At 50.9% G+C, this 19,143-nt stretch carries 17 protein-coding genes; all 17 read left to right on the top strand.

Annotation, left to right across the window (positions count from 1 at the left end; translation table 11 throughout):
• The first annotated feature begins 110 nt into the window (after positions 1-110).
• On the top strand, positions 111-947 hold the full coding sequence (wcaA, locus tag M977_RS03570) for a colanic acid biosynthesis glycosyltransferase WcaA (RefSeq protein WP_064512236.1): 837 nt from the start codon (positions 111-113) through the stop codon (positions 945-947).
• Positions 948-949: 2 nt separating this feature from the next.
• Positions 950-1,435: a colanic acid biosynthesis acetyltransferase WcaB gene (wcaB, locus tag M977_RS03565; RefSeq protein ID WP_074391976.1), complete on the top strand. Its 486-nt coding sequence runs from the start codon at positions 950-952 to the stop codon at positions 1,433-1,435.
• Positions 1,432-2,649 (top strand): colanic acid biosynthesis glycosyltransferase WcaC, encoded by a 1,218-nt coding sequence (gene wcaC, locus M977_RS03560; protein WP_064512232.1) that lies wholly within the window; start codon positions 1,432-1,434, stop codon positions 2,647-2,649. Before wcaB ends, wcaC begins: the two co-directional genes overlap by 4 nt.
• Positions 2,624-3,844, top strand: a complete 1,221-nt coding sequence (wcaD, locus tag M977_RS03555) for a colanic acid polymerase WcaD (protein WP_064512230.1) — start codon at positions 2,624-2,626, stop codon at positions 3,842-3,844. The genes wcaC and wcaD overlap by 26 nt, the downstream gene beginning before the upstream one ends.
• Before the next feature lie 11 nt (positions 3,845-3,855).
• Positions 3,856-4,608 carry a colanic acid biosynthesis glycosyltransferase WcaE gene (wcaE, locus tag M977_RS03550; protein ID WP_064512228.1) on the top strand — a complete coding sequence of 251 codons (753 nt, stop codon included), beginning with the start codon at positions 3,856-3,858 and terminating at the stop codon, positions 4,606-4,608.
• A gap of 53 nt (positions 4,609-4,661) precedes the next feature.
• Complete coding sequence (gene wcaF, locus M977_RS03545; protein ID WP_064512226.1) at positions 4,662-5,201, top strand: colanic acid biosynthesis acetyltransferase WcaF; 540 nt, start codon at positions 4,662-4,664, stop codon at positions 5,199-5,201.
• A 53-nt stretch (positions 5,202-5,254) separates the two neighbouring features.
• Positions 5,255-6,376, top strand: a complete 1,122-nt coding sequence (gene gmd, locus M977_RS03540; protein ID WP_064512223.1) for a GDP-mannose 4,6-dehydratase — start codon at positions 5,255-5,257, stop codon at positions 6,374-6,376.
• A gap of 2 nt (positions 6,377-6,378) precedes the next feature.
• Positions 6,379-7,344: a GDP-L-fucose synthase gene (gene fcl / locus M977_RS03535; RefSeq protein WP_064512221.1), complete on the top strand. Its 966-nt coding sequence runs from the start codon at positions 6,379-6,381 to the stop codon at positions 7,342-7,344.
• Between the two features lie 2 nt (positions 7,345-7,346).
• Entirely contained in the window at positions 7,347-7,826 is a 480-nt protein-coding gene (locus M977_RS03530; protein ID WP_064512219.1) for a GDP-mannose mannosyl hydrolase, read from the top strand.
• Positions 7,823-9,043, top strand: a complete 1,221-nt coding sequence (wcaI, locus tag M977_RS03525) for a colanic acid biosynthesis fucosyltransferase WcaI (RefSeq protein ID WP_064512218.1) — start codon at positions 7,823-7,825, stop codon at positions 9,041-9,043. Before M977_RS03530 ends, wcaI begins: the two co-directional genes overlap by 4 nt.
• Positions 9,044-9,045: 2 nt before the next feature.
• On the top strand, positions 9,046-10,491 hold the full coding sequence (gene cpsB / locus M977_RS03520; protein ID WP_064512216.1) for a mannose-1-phosphate guanyltransferase: 1,446 nt from the start codon (positions 9,046-9,048) through the stop codon (positions 10,489-10,491).
• A gap of 185 nt (positions 10,492-10,676) precedes the next feature.
• Complete coding sequence (gene cpsG / locus M977_RS03515) at positions 10,677-12,047, top strand: colanic acid biosynthesis phosphomannomutase CpsG (RefSeq protein ID WP_064512214.1); 1,371 nt, start codon at positions 10,677-10,679, stop codon at positions 12,045-12,047.
• 67 nt (positions 12,048-12,114) lie between these two features.
• The gene (gene wcaJ / locus M977_RS03510; protein ID WP_064512211.1) at positions 12,115-13,509 is read left to right on the top strand and encodes an undecaprenyl-phosphate glucose phosphotransferase; all 1,395 of its coding nucleotides are present in this window, start codon (positions 12,115-12,117) and stop codon (positions 13,507-13,509) included.
• Positions 13,510-13,520: 11 nt separating this feature from the next.
• Complete coding sequence (locus M977_RS03505) at positions 13,521-14,999, top strand: MOP flippase family protein (RefSeq protein ID WP_064512209.1); 1,479 nt, start codon at positions 13,521-13,523, stop codon at positions 14,997-14,999.
• A 27-nt stretch (positions 15,000-15,026) separates the two neighbouring features.
• Positions 15,027-16,307, top strand: coding sequence for a colanic acid biosynthesis pyruvyl transferase WcaK (wcaK, locus tag M977_RS03500; protein ID WP_064512207.1), 1,281 nt, complete (start codon positions 15,027-15,029; stop codon positions 16,305-16,307).
• Positions 16,304-17,524, top strand: a complete 1,221-nt coding sequence (gene wcaL, locus M977_RS03495) for a colanic acid biosynthesis glycosyltransferase WcaL (RefSeq protein ID WP_064512205.1) — start codon at positions 16,304-16,306, stop codon at positions 17,522-17,524. Before wcaK ends, wcaL begins: the two co-directional genes overlap by 4 nt.
• Before the next feature lie 29 nt (positions 17,525-17,553).
• A complete protein-coding gene (gene wcaM / locus M977_RS03490) occupies positions 17,554-18,981 on the top strand; it encodes a colanic acid biosynthesis protein WcaM (RefSeq protein WP_064512204.1) in 1,428 nt (475 codons plus the stop codon).
• Positions 18,982-19,143 lie beyond the last annotated feature (162 nt).

Here is a 19,143-nt window from a genome sequence, read left to right as displayed (position 1 = left end):
CATCAACTGGCCGATGACGTTTTGCTTATTCGCCCTACAAATCTCGCCGTAGGGTGGATAAGCGATAGCGCCATCTACCAATAAATAAAAACGATTTCCGGGGGAGCGCCATGAAACGCCCACTTATCTCTATTTATATGCCGACATGGAACCGCCAGCAGTTGGCTATCCGCGCCATCAAATCGGTGCTGCGCCAGGATTATGAACACTGGGAAATGTTAATCGTTGATGACTGCTCTTCCTCTTTCGAGCAGCTTCAGCGCTTTGTTGATGAGCTGGGTGACCCACGCGTGCGTTATACCCGCAATGATTTCAACTCGGGTGCCTGCTCAGTGCGCAACCAGGCCATCTGTAATGCCACGGGTGAATTAATTACGGGTATTGATGACGATGATGAGTGGACGCCAAACCGCTTGTCGGTATTCCTGGAGCAAAAACACCAATTGGTGACTCATGCATTTCTCTACGCCAATGACTATGTCTGCGAAGGCCAGGTCTATTCGCAGCCCGCAAGCTTGCCGCTCTACCCTAAATCTCCATTCTCATTAAAGCTGTTTTACAAGCGCAATATCATAGGTAATCAGGTGTTTACTTATGCTGACCGCTTCAAAGCTTGCCTGTTCGATACCACTCTCGCGGCGGCTCAGGACTACGATATTTTCCTGCGTATGGTGGTGGAGTATGGTCAGCCGTGGAAAGTGGAAGAAGCTACGCAAATTTTGCATATCAATCACGGTGAAATGCAGATCACAAAATCACCGAAAAAGTTTGCCGGTTACTTCCATTTCTATCAAAAGCACAAAGATAAATTCGACCGTGCCAGCAAGAAGTATCAGCTGTTTACCCTCTACCAGATTCGCAACAAGCGTATGTCGTTACGCACATTATTAGCGCTCTTGAGCGTGCGCAATACTAAGCGTCTGGCTGACGGATTGCGGGGGAAATAACGGTGCTTGAAGACCTGCGCGCAAACTCCTGGAGCCTTCGCCCTTGCTGCATGGTGATGGCTTACCGTATTGCCCACTTTTGCTCGGTATGGCGCAAAAAAAACGTCATCAACAATCTTTGGGCAGCTCCGATAATCCTGCTTTATCGCTTTGTGACCGAATGCCTGTTTGGCTATGAAATCCAGGCGGGTGCAACCATCGGGCGTCGTTTTACCATTCACCACGGTTATGCCGTTGTGATTAATAAATTCGTGGTCGCCGGTGATGACTTCACCATTCGCCACGGCGTCACCATCGGTAATCGCGGCAAAAGCAACGCCTGCCCGGTGATTGGCAACGGTGTCGAACTGGGTGCCAACGTGGTGATTATTGGCGATATCACGCTTGGGAATAACGTCATTGTTGGTGCTGGGAGCGTGGTACTCGATAGCGTGCCAGACAATGCGCTGGTGGTTGGCGAAAAAGCACAGGTAAAAATAATCAAATGAATATCATGCAATTTAACGTGCGCCTCGCTGAAGGCGGCGCAGCGGGCGTGGCGCTGGATCTTCATCAGCGTGCTAATGCTGCAGGTTTAAGCTCGCGATTTATTTACGGCTACGGTAAAGGCGGCAAGAAAAGTGCCAGCCATGACAAGTTCCAGGGGGTGGAAAAACACACCCCACGCCTGACGTCTATCGCCAACATTATTCTGTTTCGCTTTTTCAACCGCGACCCATTCGGCAACCTGAATAACCTGTATCGCAAAGTGACTCGTGCCCAAGGCCCGGTAGTGCTGCATTTTCATGTGGTACACAGTTATTGGTTGAATCTCGAAGAGATGGTGACGTTTTGCCAGCGTGTAAAAGCGCATAAACCGGATGTCACTTTTGTCTGGACGCTCCACGACCACTGGAGCATCACCGGACGCTGTGCGTTTCTGGATGGTTGCGATGGTTGGAAAACTGGCTGCCAGAAATGCCCGACACTAAACAACTACCCGCCCGTGAAAATGGATCGTGCACATCTTTTGGTGCACACCAAACGCCAGTTGTTCCGCGAAATGCTCGCGCTAGGCTGCAAGTTTATTTCGCCAAGCCAGCATGTGGCCGATGCCTTTAACCTGATTTACGGAGCAGGGCGCTGCAAAATCATCAATAACGGTATTGATGTGGCAACCGAAGCGATTCTGGCTGAATTACCGCTCACGCAAGCCGCGGGCGTTAAGCCAAAAGTAGCTGTGGTAGCCCATGATTTGCGTTACGACGGCAAAACTAATCAGCAACTGGTGCAGGCCATTATGGCGCTGGGCGACGAAATCGAGTTGCACACTTTCGGTAAGTTCTCGCCGTTTAATGGCCCGAACGTGGTGAACCACGGTTATATGACCGATAAAAAAGCACTGATGAGCGAGCTTAACGAAATGGACTCGCTGGTGTTCAGCTCGCAGGTAGATAACTACCCGCTGATTCTGTGTGAAGCGTTATCCATTGGCGTGCCGGTTATCGCCACGCAAAGTGATGCTGCTGACGAAGTATTGCGTAAAGTTGGCGGCAAAACCTTTAGTGATGCTCGGGTGCTCGAACTGGTGAAAATGCCAAAAGAGCAGTTAGCGCAGCAGGTGTTTGGCAAAGAGTTGCAGGTATTTAAAGCTGCAAGCCGCCAGGCGTTTAGTGGGCAACAGATGCTGGAGGAGTATGTCTCGTTCTATCAGAATCTGTAGTTATCTGCTGTTACCGTTTATCTATCTGGTGGTCAACGTCAAGTTGGCCTCATTGGGGGAAAGCTTCCCAATAACGATAGTCACCTTCTTACCTGCAATCCTCTTTTTGTACATTGAACGAATCAGCGTCAAAAAATTGATGATTGCGCTGGGTATCGGTGCCGGACTGACTGCATTTAACTACATTTTTGGCCAATCGCTTGATGCCAGCAAATACGTCACCTCGACATTATTGTTCGTCTATATTGTGCTGATTATGGCAATGACATGGAGTTGCCGTTTCAAAACTATTTCACAGCGTAATCACCATAAAATTCTGCGGTTATTTTATGGTGTGGTGGGCATTATTGTGATGCTTGCGGCGGCGGAAATGGCTCAGATTATTCTGACCGGTGGAAGTAGCCTGATTGAGAAAATTTCGAAGTTTCTTATATACAGTAATAGCTATGTTCTGAACTTTATTAGCTTCGGCGGCAAGCGCACCACCGCACTCTATTTTGAACCGGCGTTCTTCGCTCTGGCATTAATCTCAATTTGGCTCAGTATCAAACAGTTTGGTATCAAAACACCGAAAACAGATGGTATGATTCTTTTAGGGATAGTGCTTTCAGGTTCATTTTCAGGGGTAATGACTTTTATCCTGTTCTATCTTCTTGAATGGGCATTCCAGTACCTTAATAAAAATGCCATAAAGAAGAAGTTGCCATTAGCAATTATTTCTCTTTCCGTGTTTTTAGTAGGGTTAATATTCGCATTCCCTTATATCGCGACCCGCCTTGGCGATTTGGGAACCGAAGGTTCTTCATCTTATTATCGAATTATTGGCCCGTTAGCGATGGTTGGGTATTCATTAACCAATATCGACGGGGTAGTGCGTTTTGGATCTTTATATGAATATGTCGCATCATTCGGAATCTTTAACGGTGCGGATGTCGGTAAAACAGTAGACAATGGTTTGTATCTGTTAATTATTTATTTTTCATGGTTCGCGGTATTACTGACCATTTGGTATATGTGGAAAGTCATTAAAATGATGCGCACAGCTTTTGGTAATAATGAAAATTACCGCGTTCAATTATGGCTTTTTACACCCGTGTCATTATTTTTTACCGGTTCAATTTTTAGCCCTGAATATGCGTTCTTGATTGTGTGCCCATTTATTTTACGTAAGGCGCTCAAAATTACGAACACCTGAGGTCAATAACAATGCTGCTAAGTGTCATCACGGTTGCTTATAAAAATCTCGCCGGAATAGAAAAAACCTGGCATTCGCTGGCTCACTTAGCGAAGGCACCAGGCATCACATTTGAGTGGATTGTTGTGGATGGCGCCTCAAATGACGGCACCGCAGAGTTTCTGGAAAACCTCAATGGTCAGTACCAGTTACGTTATGTTAGTGAGAAAGATAACGGCATTTATGATGCAATGAACAAAGGTATTGAGATGGCCCGGGGCCGCTTTGCTTTGTTCCTCAATTCCGGTGACATTTTCCACCAGGATATTGCCACCGTCGCGCATCAACTGGCTGCTATGCCCTCGACTGATAATGCGATGGTGATTGGCGATGCGTTATTAGATTTCGGCGACGGTACAAAAATAGAACGCCGCGCAAAGCAGGGCTGGTATATCTACCACAGTTTACCTGCCAGCCATCAGGCGATATTTTTCCCAGTATCAGGGCTGCGTAAATACCCTTACGATCTGCAATATAAAGTCTCATCGGATTATGCGCTTGCCGCACGTATGTATAAAAAAGGTTATTCATTCAAACGCGTCAAGGGGTTGGTATCTGAATTTTCCATGGGCGGCGTGTCGACATCAAATAATATTGAATTGTGTCGGGATGCAAAAAATGTTCAGCGCAAGATATTAGGCGTGCCGGGATTTATTGCAGAATTATCTTATAAGATCCGTCTGCGTACTACCGGAAAAGCAAAAGAACTTTATAACAAAGCCTGATTCTGTAGGTCGGATTAGCGTCAGCGACATCCGACAAAAACGTAGGAAATATTATGCAGGAATTAAATGGCTTCTCGGTGCCGAAAGGTTTCCGGGGTGGGCATCCTATTAAGGTTCAACTGTGGTGGGCGGTACAAGCAACATTATTTGCCTGGTCGCCACAAATATTTTATCGCTGGCGTGCCTTTTTATTACGCCTGTTTGGCGCACGGATTGGTAAAGGTGTTGTGATTCGTCCGTCAGTAAAAATTACTTATCCGTGGAAATTAACGCTGGGTGATTATGCCTGGGTAGGCGATGACGCCGTGTTATATACGCTGGGCGATATCACGATAGGCGAAAATTCTGTGGTGTCACAAAAGTGTTATTTGTGTACCGGTAGTCACGATTATATGAGTAAGCATTTTGATATTACCGCCTCGCCAATTGTCATTGGTGAAAAATGCTGGCTGGCAACCGATGTATTTGTTTCACCTGGCGTCACGATTGGAAATGGCACCGTCGTGGGTGCGCGTAGCAGCATTTATAAATCATTACCGGCGAATGCCGTTTGCCGGGGTAACCCAGCAGTAAAAATACGCGATCGAGCGTGAGCGCTTTATTTAAAGCAAAGCTCTTAATTTAATCTTCAATCATAGGAATTATTATGACTAAAGTAGCTCTCATCACGGGTGTAACCGGGCAAGACGGCTCCTATCTGGCGGAACTGCTGCTGGAAAAAGGTTATGAAGTTCATGGTATTAAGCGCCGTGCATCTTCCTTCAACACCGAACGTGTTGATCATATTTACCAGGATCCACACACCAGCAATCCAAAATTCCATCTGCACTACGGTGATCTGACGGACAGCTCAAACCTGACCCGTATTCTTTCCGAAGTGCAGCCGGATGAAGTGTATAACCTGGGCGCGATGAGCCATGTAGCGGTTTCTTTTGAATCCCCGGAATACACTGCAGACGTTGATGCCATGGGTACGCTGCGCCTTCTGGAAGCGATTCGTTTCTTAGGCCTTGAGAAGAAAACCCGTTTCTACCAGGCATCCACTTCCGAGCTCTACGGCCTGGTACAAGAAACCCCGCAGAAAGAAACCACACCTTTCTATCCGCGCTCTCCGTATGCCGTTGCCAAACTTTACGCCTACTGGATCACCGTCAACTACCGCGAATCCTACGGCATGTACGCCTGTAACGGGATTTTGTTTAACCACGAATCCCCACGCCGTGGCGAAACCTTCGTCACCCGTAAAATCACCCGCGCTATCGCCAACATTTCTCAGGGCCTGGAAAAATGCCTGTATCTGGGCAACATGGATTCTCTGCGTGACTGGGGCCATGCCAAAGACTACGTCAAAATGCAGTGGATGATGCTGCAACAAGAGACGCCAGAGGATTTCGTGATTGCCACCGGTGTGCAGTACTCCGTGCGTCAGTTCGTGGAAATGTCAGCGGCACAGCTGGGTATCAAACTGCGCTTTGAAGGTACGGGTGTGGAAGAGAAAGGCATTGTTGTTTCTGTCACGGGCCACGATGCGCCGGGTGTGAAACCAGGTGATGTGATTGTCTCTGTTGACCCACGTTACTTCCGTCCTGCTGAAGTGGAAACCCTGCTGGGTGACCCAACTAAAGCACACGAAAAACTGGGCTGGAAACCAGAAATCACGCTTAAAGAGATGGTTGGCGAAATGGTCGCTAAAGATCTGGAAGCGGCGAAAAAACACTCGTTGCTTAAGTCCCACGGTTACGAGGTTGCCATCGCGCTGGAGTCCTGAGCATGAATAAACACCGTATCTTTGTTGCCGGCCATCGGGGGATGGTCGGTTCGGCCATCGTCCGTCAGCTTGAACAACGCGCTGATGTCGAACTGGTGCTGCGTAATCGCGATGAATTGAACCTGTTAGATGGTGCAGCGGTGAATGCCTTCTTTGCCGAGGAGCGTATTGACCAGGTTTACCTGGCCGCGGCAAAAGTGGGCGGAATTGTTGCTAACAACACTTATCCGGCCGACTTCATCTACGAAAATCTGATTATTGAGAGCAACATTATTCACAGCGCGCATACGCACAATGTTAATAAGCTGTTGTTCCTCGGTTCATCGTGCATTTACCCGAAAATAGCTCACCAGCCAATGGCGGAAAGCGAGCTGCTGCAAGGCACGCTTGAAGCGACTAACGAGCCGTATGCGATTGCCAAAATCGCCGGGATCAAACTGTGCGAGTCGTATAACCGCCAGTACGGTCGTGATTATCGTTCGGTGATGCCAACTAATTTGTATGGGCCGAACGATAACTTCCACCCAAGTAACTCGCACGTGATCCCTGCGTTACTGCGCCGTTTCCACGAAGCGACGCAGCAAAATTCGCCGGATGTGGTGGTGTGGGGTAGCGGCACGCCAATGCGCGAATTCCTGCATGTCGATGATATGGCGGCAGCCAGCATTCACATTATGGAAATGGCCAGCGAAGTGTGGCAGGAAAATACCCAGCCGATGCTGTCGCACATTAACGTCGGCACCGGTGTGGATTGCACCATCCGCGAGCTGGCGCAAACCATCGCCAAAGTCACGGGCTACCGTGGGCGCGTGGTGTTTGATGCCACTAAACCTGATGGCACACCGCGCAAACTGCTGGACGTTACCCGCCTGCGCCGCCTGGGATGGTATCCGGAAATCACCCTGGAGCCTGGCCTTGCCAGCACCTACCAGTGGTTCCTCGAAAACCAGCAACGGTTCCGGGGGTAAATATGTTTCTGAGTGCTGAAGACTTCTCAACCGTTGTCCGCTCCACACCGCTGATCTCAATCGATCTGATCGTTGAAAATCAGGCAGGAGAATTCCTGCTGGGGCAACGCACTCAGCGCCCGGCGCAGAACTTTTGGTTCGTGCCGGGAGGCCGGGTACAGAAAGACGAAACGCTGGAGCGGGCTTTTGCACGCTTAACCGAAGCTGAATTAGGCACGCCGTTCACGTTGCAGGACGGCGAGTTTTACGGCGTGTGGCAGCACTTCTATGACGACAACTTCTCCGGCACGGATTTCTCCACGCACTACATCGTGCTGGGATTCCGCCTGCGTGTTGATGCCAGTGCATTGCAACTGCCGGATGCGCAACACTGTGCTTATTGCTGGTTAACGCCTGAAGAATTGTTGGCTCGTGACGATGTGCATGACAACAGTCGCGCTTATTTTGAGGGCGCTCAGGCAAATAAGGTCATCGGATTATGAAGATTCTGGTCTACGGCATTAATTACTCCCCGGAATTGACTGGCATCGGCAAATATACCGGCGAAATGGTTGAATGGATGACGCGCCAGGGCCACGAGGTGCGTGTTATCACCGCACCGCCTTACTATCCTGTTTGGGAAGTCCATCCCGATTATTCCGCCTGGAAGTACAAGAAGGAAGTGGGGGCCGCCACTGTCTGGCGTTGCCCGCTGTATGTACCAAAGCAGCCTTCAACGATAAAGCGCCTGATTCATTTGGGCAGCTTTGCACTGAGTTCTTTATTCCCGCTGCTGGCGCAACGCCGCTGGAAGCCGGACCGCATTATCGGTGTGGTGCCGACGCTATTTTGTGTACCGGGCATGCGCCTGCTCGCAAAACTCAGCGGTGCACGCACCTTGCTACATATTCAGGATTACGAAGTCGACGCCATGCTCGGCCTCGGAATGGCGGGCAAAAAACAGGGGAAAGTGGCCCGCCTGGCCAGCCGTTTTGAACAAAGCGGCCTGCATAACGTTGACAACGTTTCGACCATTTCGCGTTCGATGATGAACAAAGCGGCTGAAAAGGGTGTGGATCCGAAGAAAGTGATCTTCTTCCCTAACTGGTCCGAAGTAGAGCGTTTTCGCGGTATTTCCCGTGAAGAAATTCTGGCGGTTCGTGACAGCCTGCAATTGCCTGCTGATAAAAAAATCATCCTCTATTCCGGCAACATCGGCGAAAAACAGGGGCTGGAAACGGTCATTGAAGTGGCTGAACGTTTTGCTAACCAGCCGTATTTATTCGTGATTGTCGGGCAGGGCGGCGGCAAGGCTCGCCTGCAAAAACTGGCGCAGGATAAAGGGCTGCACAACGTGGTGTTCCATCCGTTGCAGCCTTACGACGCGCTGCCAGCGTTACTTAAGCTTGCCGATTGTCATTTGGTCATTCAGCGCCGAGGTGCGGCGGACGCGGTTCTGCCATCAAAACTGACCAACATTCTTGCGGTGGGCGGCAATGCGGTGATTACCGCAGAACCAGACACCGAACTCGGCCAACTTTGCGATGCGTTTTCCGGTATCGCGGTGTGTGTTGAGCCGGAATCGGTTGATGCCCTGGCCGATGGCATTCAGCGCTGCCTGCAACTGCCGGAACATAACATCGTGGCATGTGAATATGCCGAGCGCACGCTCGAGAAAAACAGCGTGTTGAATCAATTTATTGCGGACATTCAGGGTTAATTATGACTAATTCCAGACTCTATCCGGTCATCATGGCTGGAGGAAACGGTAGCCGCTTGTGGCCGTTGTCCCGCGTGCTTTACCCGAAACAGTTCCTGTGCCTGAAAGGCGAACTGACGATGTTGCAAACCACCGTTAGCCGTTTAAACGGCGTCGATTGCGAAAGCCCGGTGGTAATTTGCAATGAAGAACACCGTTTTATCGTCGCCGAACAGCTGCGCGAGCTGAACAAGCTGACGGAAAATATTGTGCTGGAGCCTGCCGGGCGCAACACCGCTCCAGCCATCGCGCTGGCAGCGCTGGCGGCAATACGCAATCAGCCAGAAAATGACCCGCTGATGCTGATACTGGCCGCTGACCACGTTATCCAGGACGAAGATGCATTCCGAAGCGCGGTGCGTAATGCGCTGCCGTATGCCGAAGCGGGCAAACTGGTGACTTTCGGCATCGTCCCGGATCTGCCAGAAACGGGCTATGGCTACATTCGCCGTGGCGAAGTGATAAACCCGAATGCACCTGATGCGGATGCGATTGCGTTTGGTGTGGCGCAGTTTGTCGAAAAACCGGATATCGCCACCGCGCAGGCATACGTCGCCAGTGGCGAATATTACTGGAACAGCGGTATGTTCCTGTTCCGCGCCGGGCGCTACCTCGAAGAGTTAAAAAAATTCCGCCCGGATATTCTCAGCGCCTGCGAAAAAGCAATGGCGAACATCGACCCGGATCTCGATTTTGTGCGTGTCGATGAAGCCGCATTCCTGGCATGTCCTGACGAGTCTATTGACTACGCGGTGATGGAAAAAACTGCTGATGCGGTAGTTGTGCCGATGGATGCCGGCTGGAGCGACGTCGGTTCATGGTCTTCGCTGTGGGAAATCAGCACCAAAAACCAGCAGGGTAATGTGCATCATGGCGATGTGATAAGTCACTCTACTGAGAACAGTTACATCTACGCCGAATCCGGCTTGGTTACCACCGTTGGCGTGAAAGACCTGATTGTTGTGCAGACCAAAGATGCGGTGCTGATTGCCGATCGCGACCACGTGCAAAGCGTGAAGAAAGTGGTTGAGCAGATTAAATTCGATGGCCGCCACGAACACCACAACCACCGCGAAGTGTACCGCCCGTGGGGCAAGTACGACTCTATTGACGAAGGTGAACGCTACCAGGTGAAACGCATCACCGTGAAACCAGGCGAGGGCCTGTCTTTGCAGATGCACCATCACCGCGCCGAGCACTGGATTGTGGTAGCCGGCACCGCGAAAGTGACCCTGGGTGAGGAAGTGAAACTGCTCGGTGAAAACGAGTCCATCTACATTCCGCTGGGTGTCACCCACTGCCTGGAAAACCCGGGGAAAATACCGCTCGATCTGATTGAAGTGCGTTCCGGCACCTACCTCGAAGAAGACGACATTGTGCGTTTTCAGGATCGCTACGGACGCATCTAACCATCATATTTCACGCTGCAGATGCGTTGGCTTCCTTTGCGCACACCGGTCACTTAGTTAACTAAGCTCCCGGCGATGCACGCATTTGCCGCCTTCCTGCAACGCGAAATCTAATGGTTATACATTTTAGAAAAAGTTATCTCCGTACTGGAGAGGGCTGACTGTTGCCTGAAAAGAGGTAAAACATGACTGAATTAACCTGTTTTAAAGCCTATGACATTCGCGGCAAGCTGGGCGAAGAGCTGAATGAAGAGATTGCCGAACGCATTGGCCGCGCCTATGGCGAGTACCTGAAACCGAAAACCATTGTGCTGGGCGGCGACGTGCGACTGACCAGCGAAGCGCTCAAGCTGGCGCTGGCAAAAGGGTTGCAGGATGCGGGTGTGGACGTGCTGGATATCGGCCTGTCCGGCACCGAGGAAATCTATTTTGCCACCTGGTATCTGAATGTGGACGGCGGCATTGAAGTCACCGCCAGCCATAACCCGATGGACTACAACGGCATGAAGCTGGTGCGCGAAGGGGCTCGCCCTATTAGCGGCGATACCGGCCTGCGTGATGTGCAGCGCCTGGCGGAAGCCAACGACTTCCCGCCGGTGGACGCGGCAAAACGCGGCAGCTACCAGAAAGTTTCGGTGGTTGAGGCGTACATCGACCACCTGTTCTCGTACATCAACGTCAAAAACATCAAGCCGCTGAAACTGGTGATTAACTCCGGTAATGGCGCGGCGGGCCCGATTGTTGATGCCATCGAAGCACGCTTTAAGGCACTCAACGTGCCGCTGACGTTCATAAAAGTACATAACCAGCCTGACGGTAATTTCCCTAACGGTATCCCGAACCCGCTGCTACCGGAGTGCCGCGACGATACCCGCAACGCGGTGATTGAACATGGCGCGGATATGGGTATCGCTTTTGACGGCGATTTCGACCGCTGCTTCCTGTTCGATGAGAAAGGGCAGTTTATCGAAGGTTATTACATCGTCGGTCTGCTGGCGGCGGCATTCCTTGAAAAACAGCCGGGGGCGAAGATTATTCATGACCCGCGCCTGTCGTGGAACACGGTAGATATCGTTGAGCGCGCAGGCGGCACGCCGGTGATGTCGAAAACCGGTCATGCGTTTATCAAAGAGCGTATGCGCCAGGAAGACGCCATTTACGGCGGTGAAATGAGCGCCCACCACTATTTCCGTGATTTTGCTTACTGCGACAGCGGGATGATCCCGTGGCTGCTGGTGACCGAGTTGCTGTGCCTGAAAGGGAAAACCCTTGGTGAGCTGGTGCGTGACCGTATGGCGGCGTGGCCGGCGAGCGGGGAAATCAACAGCAAGCTGGCGGACCCGAAAGTCGCGATTGCGCGTGTGCAGCAGCACTTTGCGCCGCACGCGCAGGAAGTGGACCACACCGACGGCGTGAGCATGGCGTTTGCCGACTGGCGTTTTAACCTGCGCAGTTCAAATACCGAGCCGGTGGTGCGCCTGAATGTGGAATCGCGCAGTAATGAACAACTGATGCAGGCGCGAACGCAGGAAATTATGGAACTGTTGAATCAGTGATCTGTGGGGACGGAAATCTCCTGAGGCAGGAAAGGGGATCCGTCACCCTTTTAATAAAGGTAAAACGATGACAAACCTAAAAAAGCGCGAGCTGCCAAAAACGAACGCATCGTTAATCTCTATGGTGCAACGTTTTTCTGACATAACCATCATGTTTGTTGGGTTATGGGTAGTGTGTCAGGTTAACGCGTTACCGTTTTTGTATATGCATTTGCTGATGGCGTTACTCGCCCTCGTGGTCTTCCAGATGATTGGTGGAATGACCGATTTTTATCGCTCCTGGCGCGGAGTGAGAATTTCCAGCGAACTGATGCTGCTGCTGCAAAACTGGACGCTAAGTCTGATTTTTAGTGCCGGATTACTGGCGTTTAACCCTGACTTTGATGGCTCATTCTGGGTGTATCTGGCCTGGTATGTGCTGACCAGTTTCGGCATGGTGATGTGCCGTTCGTTTATTCGCTTCGGTGCTGGTTGGTTGCGCAATATGGGCTACAACACGCGTCGTATTGCCATCGCGGGTTCACTGCCGGTGGGTTACACACTGGCCGAAAGTTTCCGTAACGAACCGTGGTTAGGCTTTGATGTCACCGGGGTTTATGACGACCAGCAGCCTGAATCCCCACACGGTGATTATGCCGGCTCTTTTGCCGACCTTGTTGAACAGGCGCGCGCAGGGCAAATCGACAATATCTACATCGCCATGGCGATGAGTGAAGAAGCGCAGATTAAAACTCTGGTCCGCGAACTCACGGATACCACCTGTTCGGTGATGCTAATCCCCGATGTCTTCACCTTCAATATTCTTAACTCCCGCACTGAAGAAGTTAACGGTGTGCCGGTTGTGCCGCTGTTTGCTACCCCGCTAAACGGTATCAACCGGATTCTGAAACGCCTCGAAGATATCGTGTTGTCGGCGATGATCTTGCTGTTTATTTCCCCGGTACTGCTGTGCATTAGTGCTGCGGTAAAACTGACCTCCCCAGGCCCGGTTATCTTCCGCCAGACGCGTTACGGCATGGATGGCAAGCCAATCAAAGTATGGAAATTCCGCTCCATGAAAGTGATGGAAAACGATGCTGTCGTGACTCAGGCCACCAAAGGCGACAAGCGTATTACGCCGGTGGGGAATTTCCTGCGCCGCACGTCGCTCGATGAGCTGCCGCAGTTTATTAATGTGCTGATGGGTGAGATGTCGATTGTCGGTCCTCGCCCCCATGCGGTTGCACATAACGAACAATATCGTTTGCTGATTGAAGGCTACATGCTGCGCCACAAAGTGAAGCCCGGCATTACCGGCTGGGCGCAAATCAACGGCTGGCGCGGTGAAACCGACACGCTTGAGAAAATGGAAAAGCGCGTTGAGTTTGACCTGGAATACATCCGCGAATGGAGCCTGTGGTTTGACATCAAAATTGTCTTTCTGACCATCTTCAAAGGCTTTGTTAATAAAGCTGCGTATTAAGTGAGTCTTTAATGAGCCTGAGAGAAAAAACCATCAGCGGCGCGAAATGGTCCGCCATCGCCACGGTGATTATTATTAGCCTGGGCCTGGTGCAGATGACGGTGCTGGCGCGCATTGTCGACAACCACGAGTTTGGCTTGCTGACCATTTCACTGGTGATTATCGCGCTGGCCGATACGCTGTCGGATTTTGGTATTGCCAACTCGATTATTCAGCGCAAAGAAATCAGCCATCTTGAATTAACCACGCTCTACTGGCTGAACGTCGGCCTGGGGCTAGTGGTGTTTGCGCTGGTGTTTTTGCTGAGCGATTTTATCGCCTCGGTACTGCACGCACCTAAGCTTGCACCGCTTATCAAAACCCTGTCGTTTGCTTTTATTGTCATTCCCCACGGCCAACAGTTCCGTGCGCTCATGCAAAAGGAGCTCGAGTTTTCAAAAATCGGCTCAATTGAAACTGTTTCGGTGATGGCGGGCTTTACTGTCACCGTGGGGGCGGCGATGTATTACCCGTTCGCCATGACCGCGATCGTCGGTTACCTGGTGAACACCGTGGTGCGCACCTCTCTGTTTGGCTTCTTTGGCCGTAAGATTTATCGCCCGGGCCTGCATTTTTCACTCAAGTCCGTCGGCTCGAACCTCAAGTTTGGCGCGTGGCTGACTGCGGACAGCATCATCAATTACGTGAATACCAACCTTTCAACGCTGGTGCTAGCGCGCATCCTTGGCGCAAGTATCGCTGGTGGCTATAACCTCGCTTATAACGTGGCGGTGGTGCCACCAATGAAGCTCAACCCGATCATCACTCGCGTATTATTCCCGGCATTTGCCAAGATTCAGGATGATACCGACAAGTTACGCCTCAATTTCTACAAGTTGCTGTCGATTGTCGGGATTATCAACTTCCCGGCGCTGCTCGGCCTGCTGGTGGTATCGAACAACTTTGTGCCGCTGGTGTTTGGTGAAAAGTGGCAGTTTATTACGCCAATTCTGCAACTGCTGTGCGTGGTGGGGCTGCTGCGTTCTATCGGTAACCCGATTGGGTCATTACTGATGGCAAAAGCGCGAGTGGATATCAGCTTTAAATTCAACGTTTTCAAAACCTGCCTGTTTATCCCGGCGATTATTGTCGGCGGGCACCTTGCTGGCGCACTGGGCGTGACGCTTGGCTTCCTGTTCGTGCAGGTGGTGAACACCGTTCTGAGCTATTTCATCATGATTAAACCGGTGCTTGGGTCCAGTTACCGCCAGTACATTCAGAGCATCTGGCTACCGTTTTACCTTTCGATTCCAACCATTGTGGTGAGTAGTGCGCTGGGAATTGCCCTGAAAGGGCACCTTTCGCTCGGTTTGCTGGTGGGCGTACAAATCGCGGCTGGCGCATTGGCCTTTATCGTCATGCTGGTGCTCTCACGTAATGCGCTGGTGGTTGAGATGAAGCGACACTTCTGCCGTAACGACCGTTTAAAAACACTGCTTCGCGCAAGCTAAAACCCCTTAATAAGAGGTCTGATTTATATGAAATTATTGATTCTTGGCAACCACACTTGCGGCAACCGTGGTGACAGCGCCATTCTGCGCGGACTGATCGATGCGATTACCACCATTGATGACACCGTGCAGGTTGATGTGATGAGCCGTTATCCGGTGAGTTCTGCATGGCTGCTGGGCCGCCCGGTAATGGGTGACGGCTTGTATAAGCAGATGAAACAGCACAACAATGCGGTTGGGCTGATGGGGCGGGTAAAAAAAGTGCTGCGCCGCAAGTATCAACACCAGGTTTTGCTGGCGAAAGCCACGGACAACGGGCGCCTGCGCAATATCTCCATCCCGCAGGGCTTTATTGATTTTGTGAAATCGCTGCAAAAATATGACGCGATTATTCAGGTCGGCGGCTCATTTTTTGTCGATCTATACGGCGTTTCTCAGTTTGAGCACGCGCTGTGTAGCTTTATGGCCAAAAAGCCGGTGTACATGATTGGCCATAGCGTTGGGCCATTCCAGGACCCGCAGTTTAATCACCTGGCGAGTTATGTTTTCGGTAATGCCGAGTCGCTGATTTTGCGTGAGTCCGTCAGTCTCGACTTGATGAAGCAAAGCAATATTGATAGCAGCAAAGTGGAGCAGGGCGTCGACACCGCCTGGCTTGTCGATCATCACAATGACAGCTTTGTGCCGAGCTACGCGGTGCAGCATTGGCTGGAAACCATCAAGCGCAAGAAGACCGTCGCTATTACGCTGCGTGAACTGGCACCGTTCGACAAACGCCTTGGCACCACGCAACAGGCCTATGAGCAGGCATTCGCCTCGGTGGTGAATCGTGTCATTGACCAGGGTTACCAGGTGCTGGCGTTGTCGACCTGTACGGGTATCGACAGCTACAACAAAGATGACCGCATGGTGGCGCTCAACCTGCGCCAGTATGTGAATGACCCTGAGCAATACCATGTGGTGATGGATGAGCTTAACGATCTGGAGATGGGCAAGATTCTCGGCGAATGCGAACTGACGGTTGGCACACGCCTGCACTCCGCCATTATTTCCATGAACTTCGGCACACCTGCGATTGCTATCAATTACGAACACAAATCTGCGGGCATCATGAAGCAGCTCGGCATGCCGGAAATGGCGATTGAAATTCGCCAACTGCTGAACGGCTCGTTACAGAGCGTGGTGGCGGATGTGCTGGGGCAATTACCAGCAATTAAAGAACGCCTGGCTCATGCGGTGCGCGCCGAACGTGAAGATGGTTTGCGCATGGTGGAATCGGTATTAAAGCGTGTTAAGGGGGAAAAATGAAAGTTGGTTTCTTCCTGCTCAAATTTCCTGTGGCTTCCGAGACCTTTGTGCTCAATCAGATAACGGCATTTATCGATATGGGTTTTGAGGTGGAAATTGTCGCCATCCAGAAAGGGGATTTGACCAATACCCACTCGGCATTCAAAGAGTACGATCTGGCTGCGAAAACCACCTGGCTGATGGACGAGCCTTCGGGGAAGGCAGCAAAACTGCAATCTCGAGCCTTGAACACTCTGCGTGGTGCCCTTCGCCCGCAGACCTGGCGCGCGCTTAATTCCAAACGCTATGGCGAGGAGGCGCGCAACCTGATCCTTTCCTCTATTTGTGGCCGTAACCCGCAAACCGTACAGGCTGATGTATTTATCGCCCACTTCGGCCCGGCAGGTGTCACGGCAGCAAAGCTGCGTGAATTAGGCCTGCTTAAAGGGAAAATTGCCACGGTGTTCCACGGCATTGATATTTCAGGGCGCGAGGCGCTTGCGCACTACACACCGGAATATCAAAAACTCTTTACCCGTGGCGATTTGATGCTGCCGATAAGCAATTTATGGGCGGGGCGTTTGCAAAAAATGGGTTGCCCGGCCAACAAGATTACCGTTTCGCGTATGGGCGTGGATATGGAGCGGTTCTCGCAGCGTAGCGTGAAAGCTCCGGCCAAAACGTTGGAGATTATTTCGGTAGCACGATTGACCGAGAAGAAAGGTCTGCATATCGCGATTGAAGCCTGCCTGCGGCTCAAAGAACGCGGCGTGAAGTTCCGTTACAACATTCTCGGTATTGGTCCGTGGGAAACGCGCCTGCGCACACTTATTGAACAAAATCAGCTTGATGACGTGGTGTTTATGCCTGGCTTTAAACCGAACCATGAAGTGAAAGCGATGCTCGATGAAGCCGATGTGTTCTTGCTGCCGTCGATAACCGGTGAAGATGGCGATATGGAAGGTATTCCGGTGGCGCTAATGGAGGCGATGGCGGTGGGTATTCCGGTTATCTCCACCGTACATAGCGGTATTCCTGAACTCATTGACGCGGGTCGCACCGGTTGGCTGGTGCCTGAAAAAGATGCAATGGCGCTTGCAGACACGTTGCAGGCCTTCGGCAGAATCGAAGCCAATGATCTTAAACCAATGCTCAGCTTGGCCCGTGCGAAAGTCGAAACTGAATTTAACCAGCAAGTTATCTACCGAGAATTAGCCCGTCAGCTACAAACGCTGTAAACCCACCGAGTGAAACCTCACGAGGATGTATGCGCAAAAGATTTGAATCGACTCACCCTTCGTTTTCCTCCTCCCGCCGCAAATTGCTCAAAGCCAGCTCAGTGCTGGCCGCGGTGCCATTCATCTTACCTCGTAGCGTGTTTGCCACAGGCCTTAAAAGTGAGGCCAACGTGCAAAAGTTCTATAGCGGTGACTGGATTGCCGCTTTCAAACAGGCTTTCTCAGCGGCTGATATCGTATCCGTTCCAGCCGATTTGGTTTGCGACAACATCAATACCGCCATTTTTATGCCGGAAGGCAAAACTTTGCACGTCGCTGGTGGCTTAAAGGGCAATGGCAAAGGGCGTTTTGTGCTGCAGGATGGCTGCCAGGTGTTAGGGGAGAAGGGCGGGCGGTTTAACAATATCACCCTCGATGTGCGTGGCTCTGACTGCACTATCAAAGGCATTGATATGAGCGGTTTTGTGCCTGTCACGCAGATCTACATTGGCGGAAAAGAGCAGCGCACCATGCGTAACCTGGTGATCGACCAGATTACGGTGCACGATGCGAACTACGCGATATTGCGCCAGGGGTTCCATAATCGTATGGAGAACGTGAAGATCACCAACGGGCATTTTAGCCACTTGCAGGGTGATGCTATAGAATGGAATGTTGCTATCAATGACCACAACCTGCTTATCTCAGACCATGTAATTGAAAACATTGATTGTACCAATGGGAAGATCAACTGGGGCATTGGGATTGGGCTTGCGGGCAGTACTTACGACAACGACTACCCGGAAGACCAGGCGGTGAAGAATTTTGTGGTGGCGAATATTACTGGCAGCAATTGTAGGCAGTTAATACATGTTGAAAATGGTAAACACTTTGTTATTCGTAATATTAAGGCCCGCAACATTAATCATACTTTCAGCCAGAAAGCGGGAATTGATAACGCTACAATAGCAATTTATGGCTGTGATAATTTCGTGATTGATAATATCGACATGAAAGAGAGTGCGGGTTTTCTTATTGGTTATGGTGCGATCAAGGGTAAGTATTTATCTATTCCGCAAAATTTTAAACTAAACAATATATCGCTTGATAATACTCATATGCAGTACAAAAGCCGTGGAATACAGATTTCTTCGGGTAACGCGACGTCGTTTGTTGCCATCACCAATGCGGCGCTAAAGCGCGCAACGCTTGAGTTGCATAACAAACCGCAACACTTGTTTCTGCGCAACGTTGACGTCATGCAGTACGCTGAAACTGGACCAGCGCTGAAGCTTAACTTCGACCTGCGCAAAGACGTGCGAGGCCGCTTTATGGCTAAGGGGGATACGCTCCTCTCGCTGGCTAATGTGCGAGCCGTGAATGAGAAGGGGCAGAGTTCGGTGGATATCGATCGGATTGACCATCAGCATGTGAACACGAGCGGGTTGAATTTTGTGCTACCAGTAGCGACTAAGTAGATTGTCAAATCACATTGCGATTAATCCGAGCTTTTGCAATGCATAAATCAAGGTTTTGGTTTTGCGTACTTTATTGAGAACGTTAAGATGAAGTACTAATTCTGGGGATCAATTCATGCTGGCATCAGCGCACGAAAAGACTATAATCCCCCAACCATTTTG

This window comes from Buttiauxella gaviniae ATCC 51604, assembly GCF_001654835.1.
Classification (GTDB): domain Bacteria; phylum Pseudomonadota; class Gammaproteobacteria; order Enterobacterales; family Enterobacteriaceae; genus Buttiauxella; species Buttiauxella gaviniae.
Note: the sequence above shows the minus strand (reverse complement) of the source record. Positions and strands in the feature narration are given on the sequence as shown.

Excerpts from the sequence above, each read along its gene's own strand:
- wcaA (WP_064512236.1), top strand. The coding sequence starts at position 111 with ATGAAACGCCCACTTATCTCTATTTATATGCCGACATGGAACCGCCAG.
- wcaC (WP_064512232.1), top strand. The coding sequence starts at position 1,432 with ATGAATATCATGCAATTTAACGTGCGCCTCGCTGAAGGCGGCGCAGCG.
- wcaD (WP_064512230.1), top strand. The coding sequence starts at position 2,624 with ATGTCTCGTTCTATCAGAATCTGTAGTTATCTGCTGTTACCGTTTATC.
- wcaE (WP_064512228.1), top strand. The coding sequence starts at position 3,856 with ATGCTGCTAAGTGTCATCACGGTTGCTTATAAAAATCTCGCCGGAATA.
- wcaF (WP_064512226.1), top strand. The coding sequence starts at position 4,662 with ATGCAGGAATTAAATGGCTTCTCGGTGCCGAAAGGTTTCCGGGGTGGG.
- gmd (WP_064512223.1), top strand. The coding sequence starts at position 5,255 with ATGACTAAAGTAGCTCTCATCACGGGTGTAACCGGGCAAGACGGCTCC.
- fcl (WP_064512221.1), top strand. The coding sequence starts at position 6,379 with ATGAATAAACACCGTATCTTTGTTGCCGGCCATCGGGGGATGGTCGGT.
- M977_RS03530 (WP_064512219.1), top strand. The coding sequence starts at position 7,347 with ATGTTTCTGAGTGCTGAAGACTTCTCAACCGTTGTCCGCTCCACACCG.
- wcaI (WP_064512218.1), top strand. The coding sequence starts at position 7,823 with ATGAAGATTCTGGTCTACGGCATTAATTACTCCCCGGAATTGACTGGC.
- cpsB (WP_064512216.1), top strand. The coding sequence starts at position 9,046 with ATGACTAATTCCAGACTCTATCCGGTCATCATGGCTGGAGGAAACGGT.
- cpsG (WP_064512214.1), top strand. The coding sequence starts at position 10,677 with ATGACTGAATTAACCTGTTTTAAAGCCTATGACATTCGCGGCAAGCTG.
- wcaJ (WP_064512211.1), top strand. The coding sequence starts at position 12,115 with ATGACAAACCTAAAAAAGCGCGAGCTGCCAAAAACGAACGCATCGTTA.
- M977_RS03505 (WP_064512209.1), top strand. The coding sequence starts at position 13,521 with ATGAGCCTGAGAGAAAAAACCATCAGCGGCGCGAAATGGTCCGCCATC.
- wcaK (WP_064512207.1), top strand. The coding sequence starts at position 15,027 with ATGAAATTATTGATTCTTGGCAACCACACTTGCGGCAACCGTGGTGAC.
- wcaL (WP_064512205.1), top strand. The coding sequence starts at position 16,304 with ATGAAAGTTGGTTTCTTCCTGCTCAAATTTCCTGTGGCTTCCGAGACC.
- wcaM (WP_064512204.1), top strand. The coding sequence starts at position 17,554 with ATGCGCAAAAGATTTGAATCGACTCACCCTTCGTTTTCCTCCTCCCGC.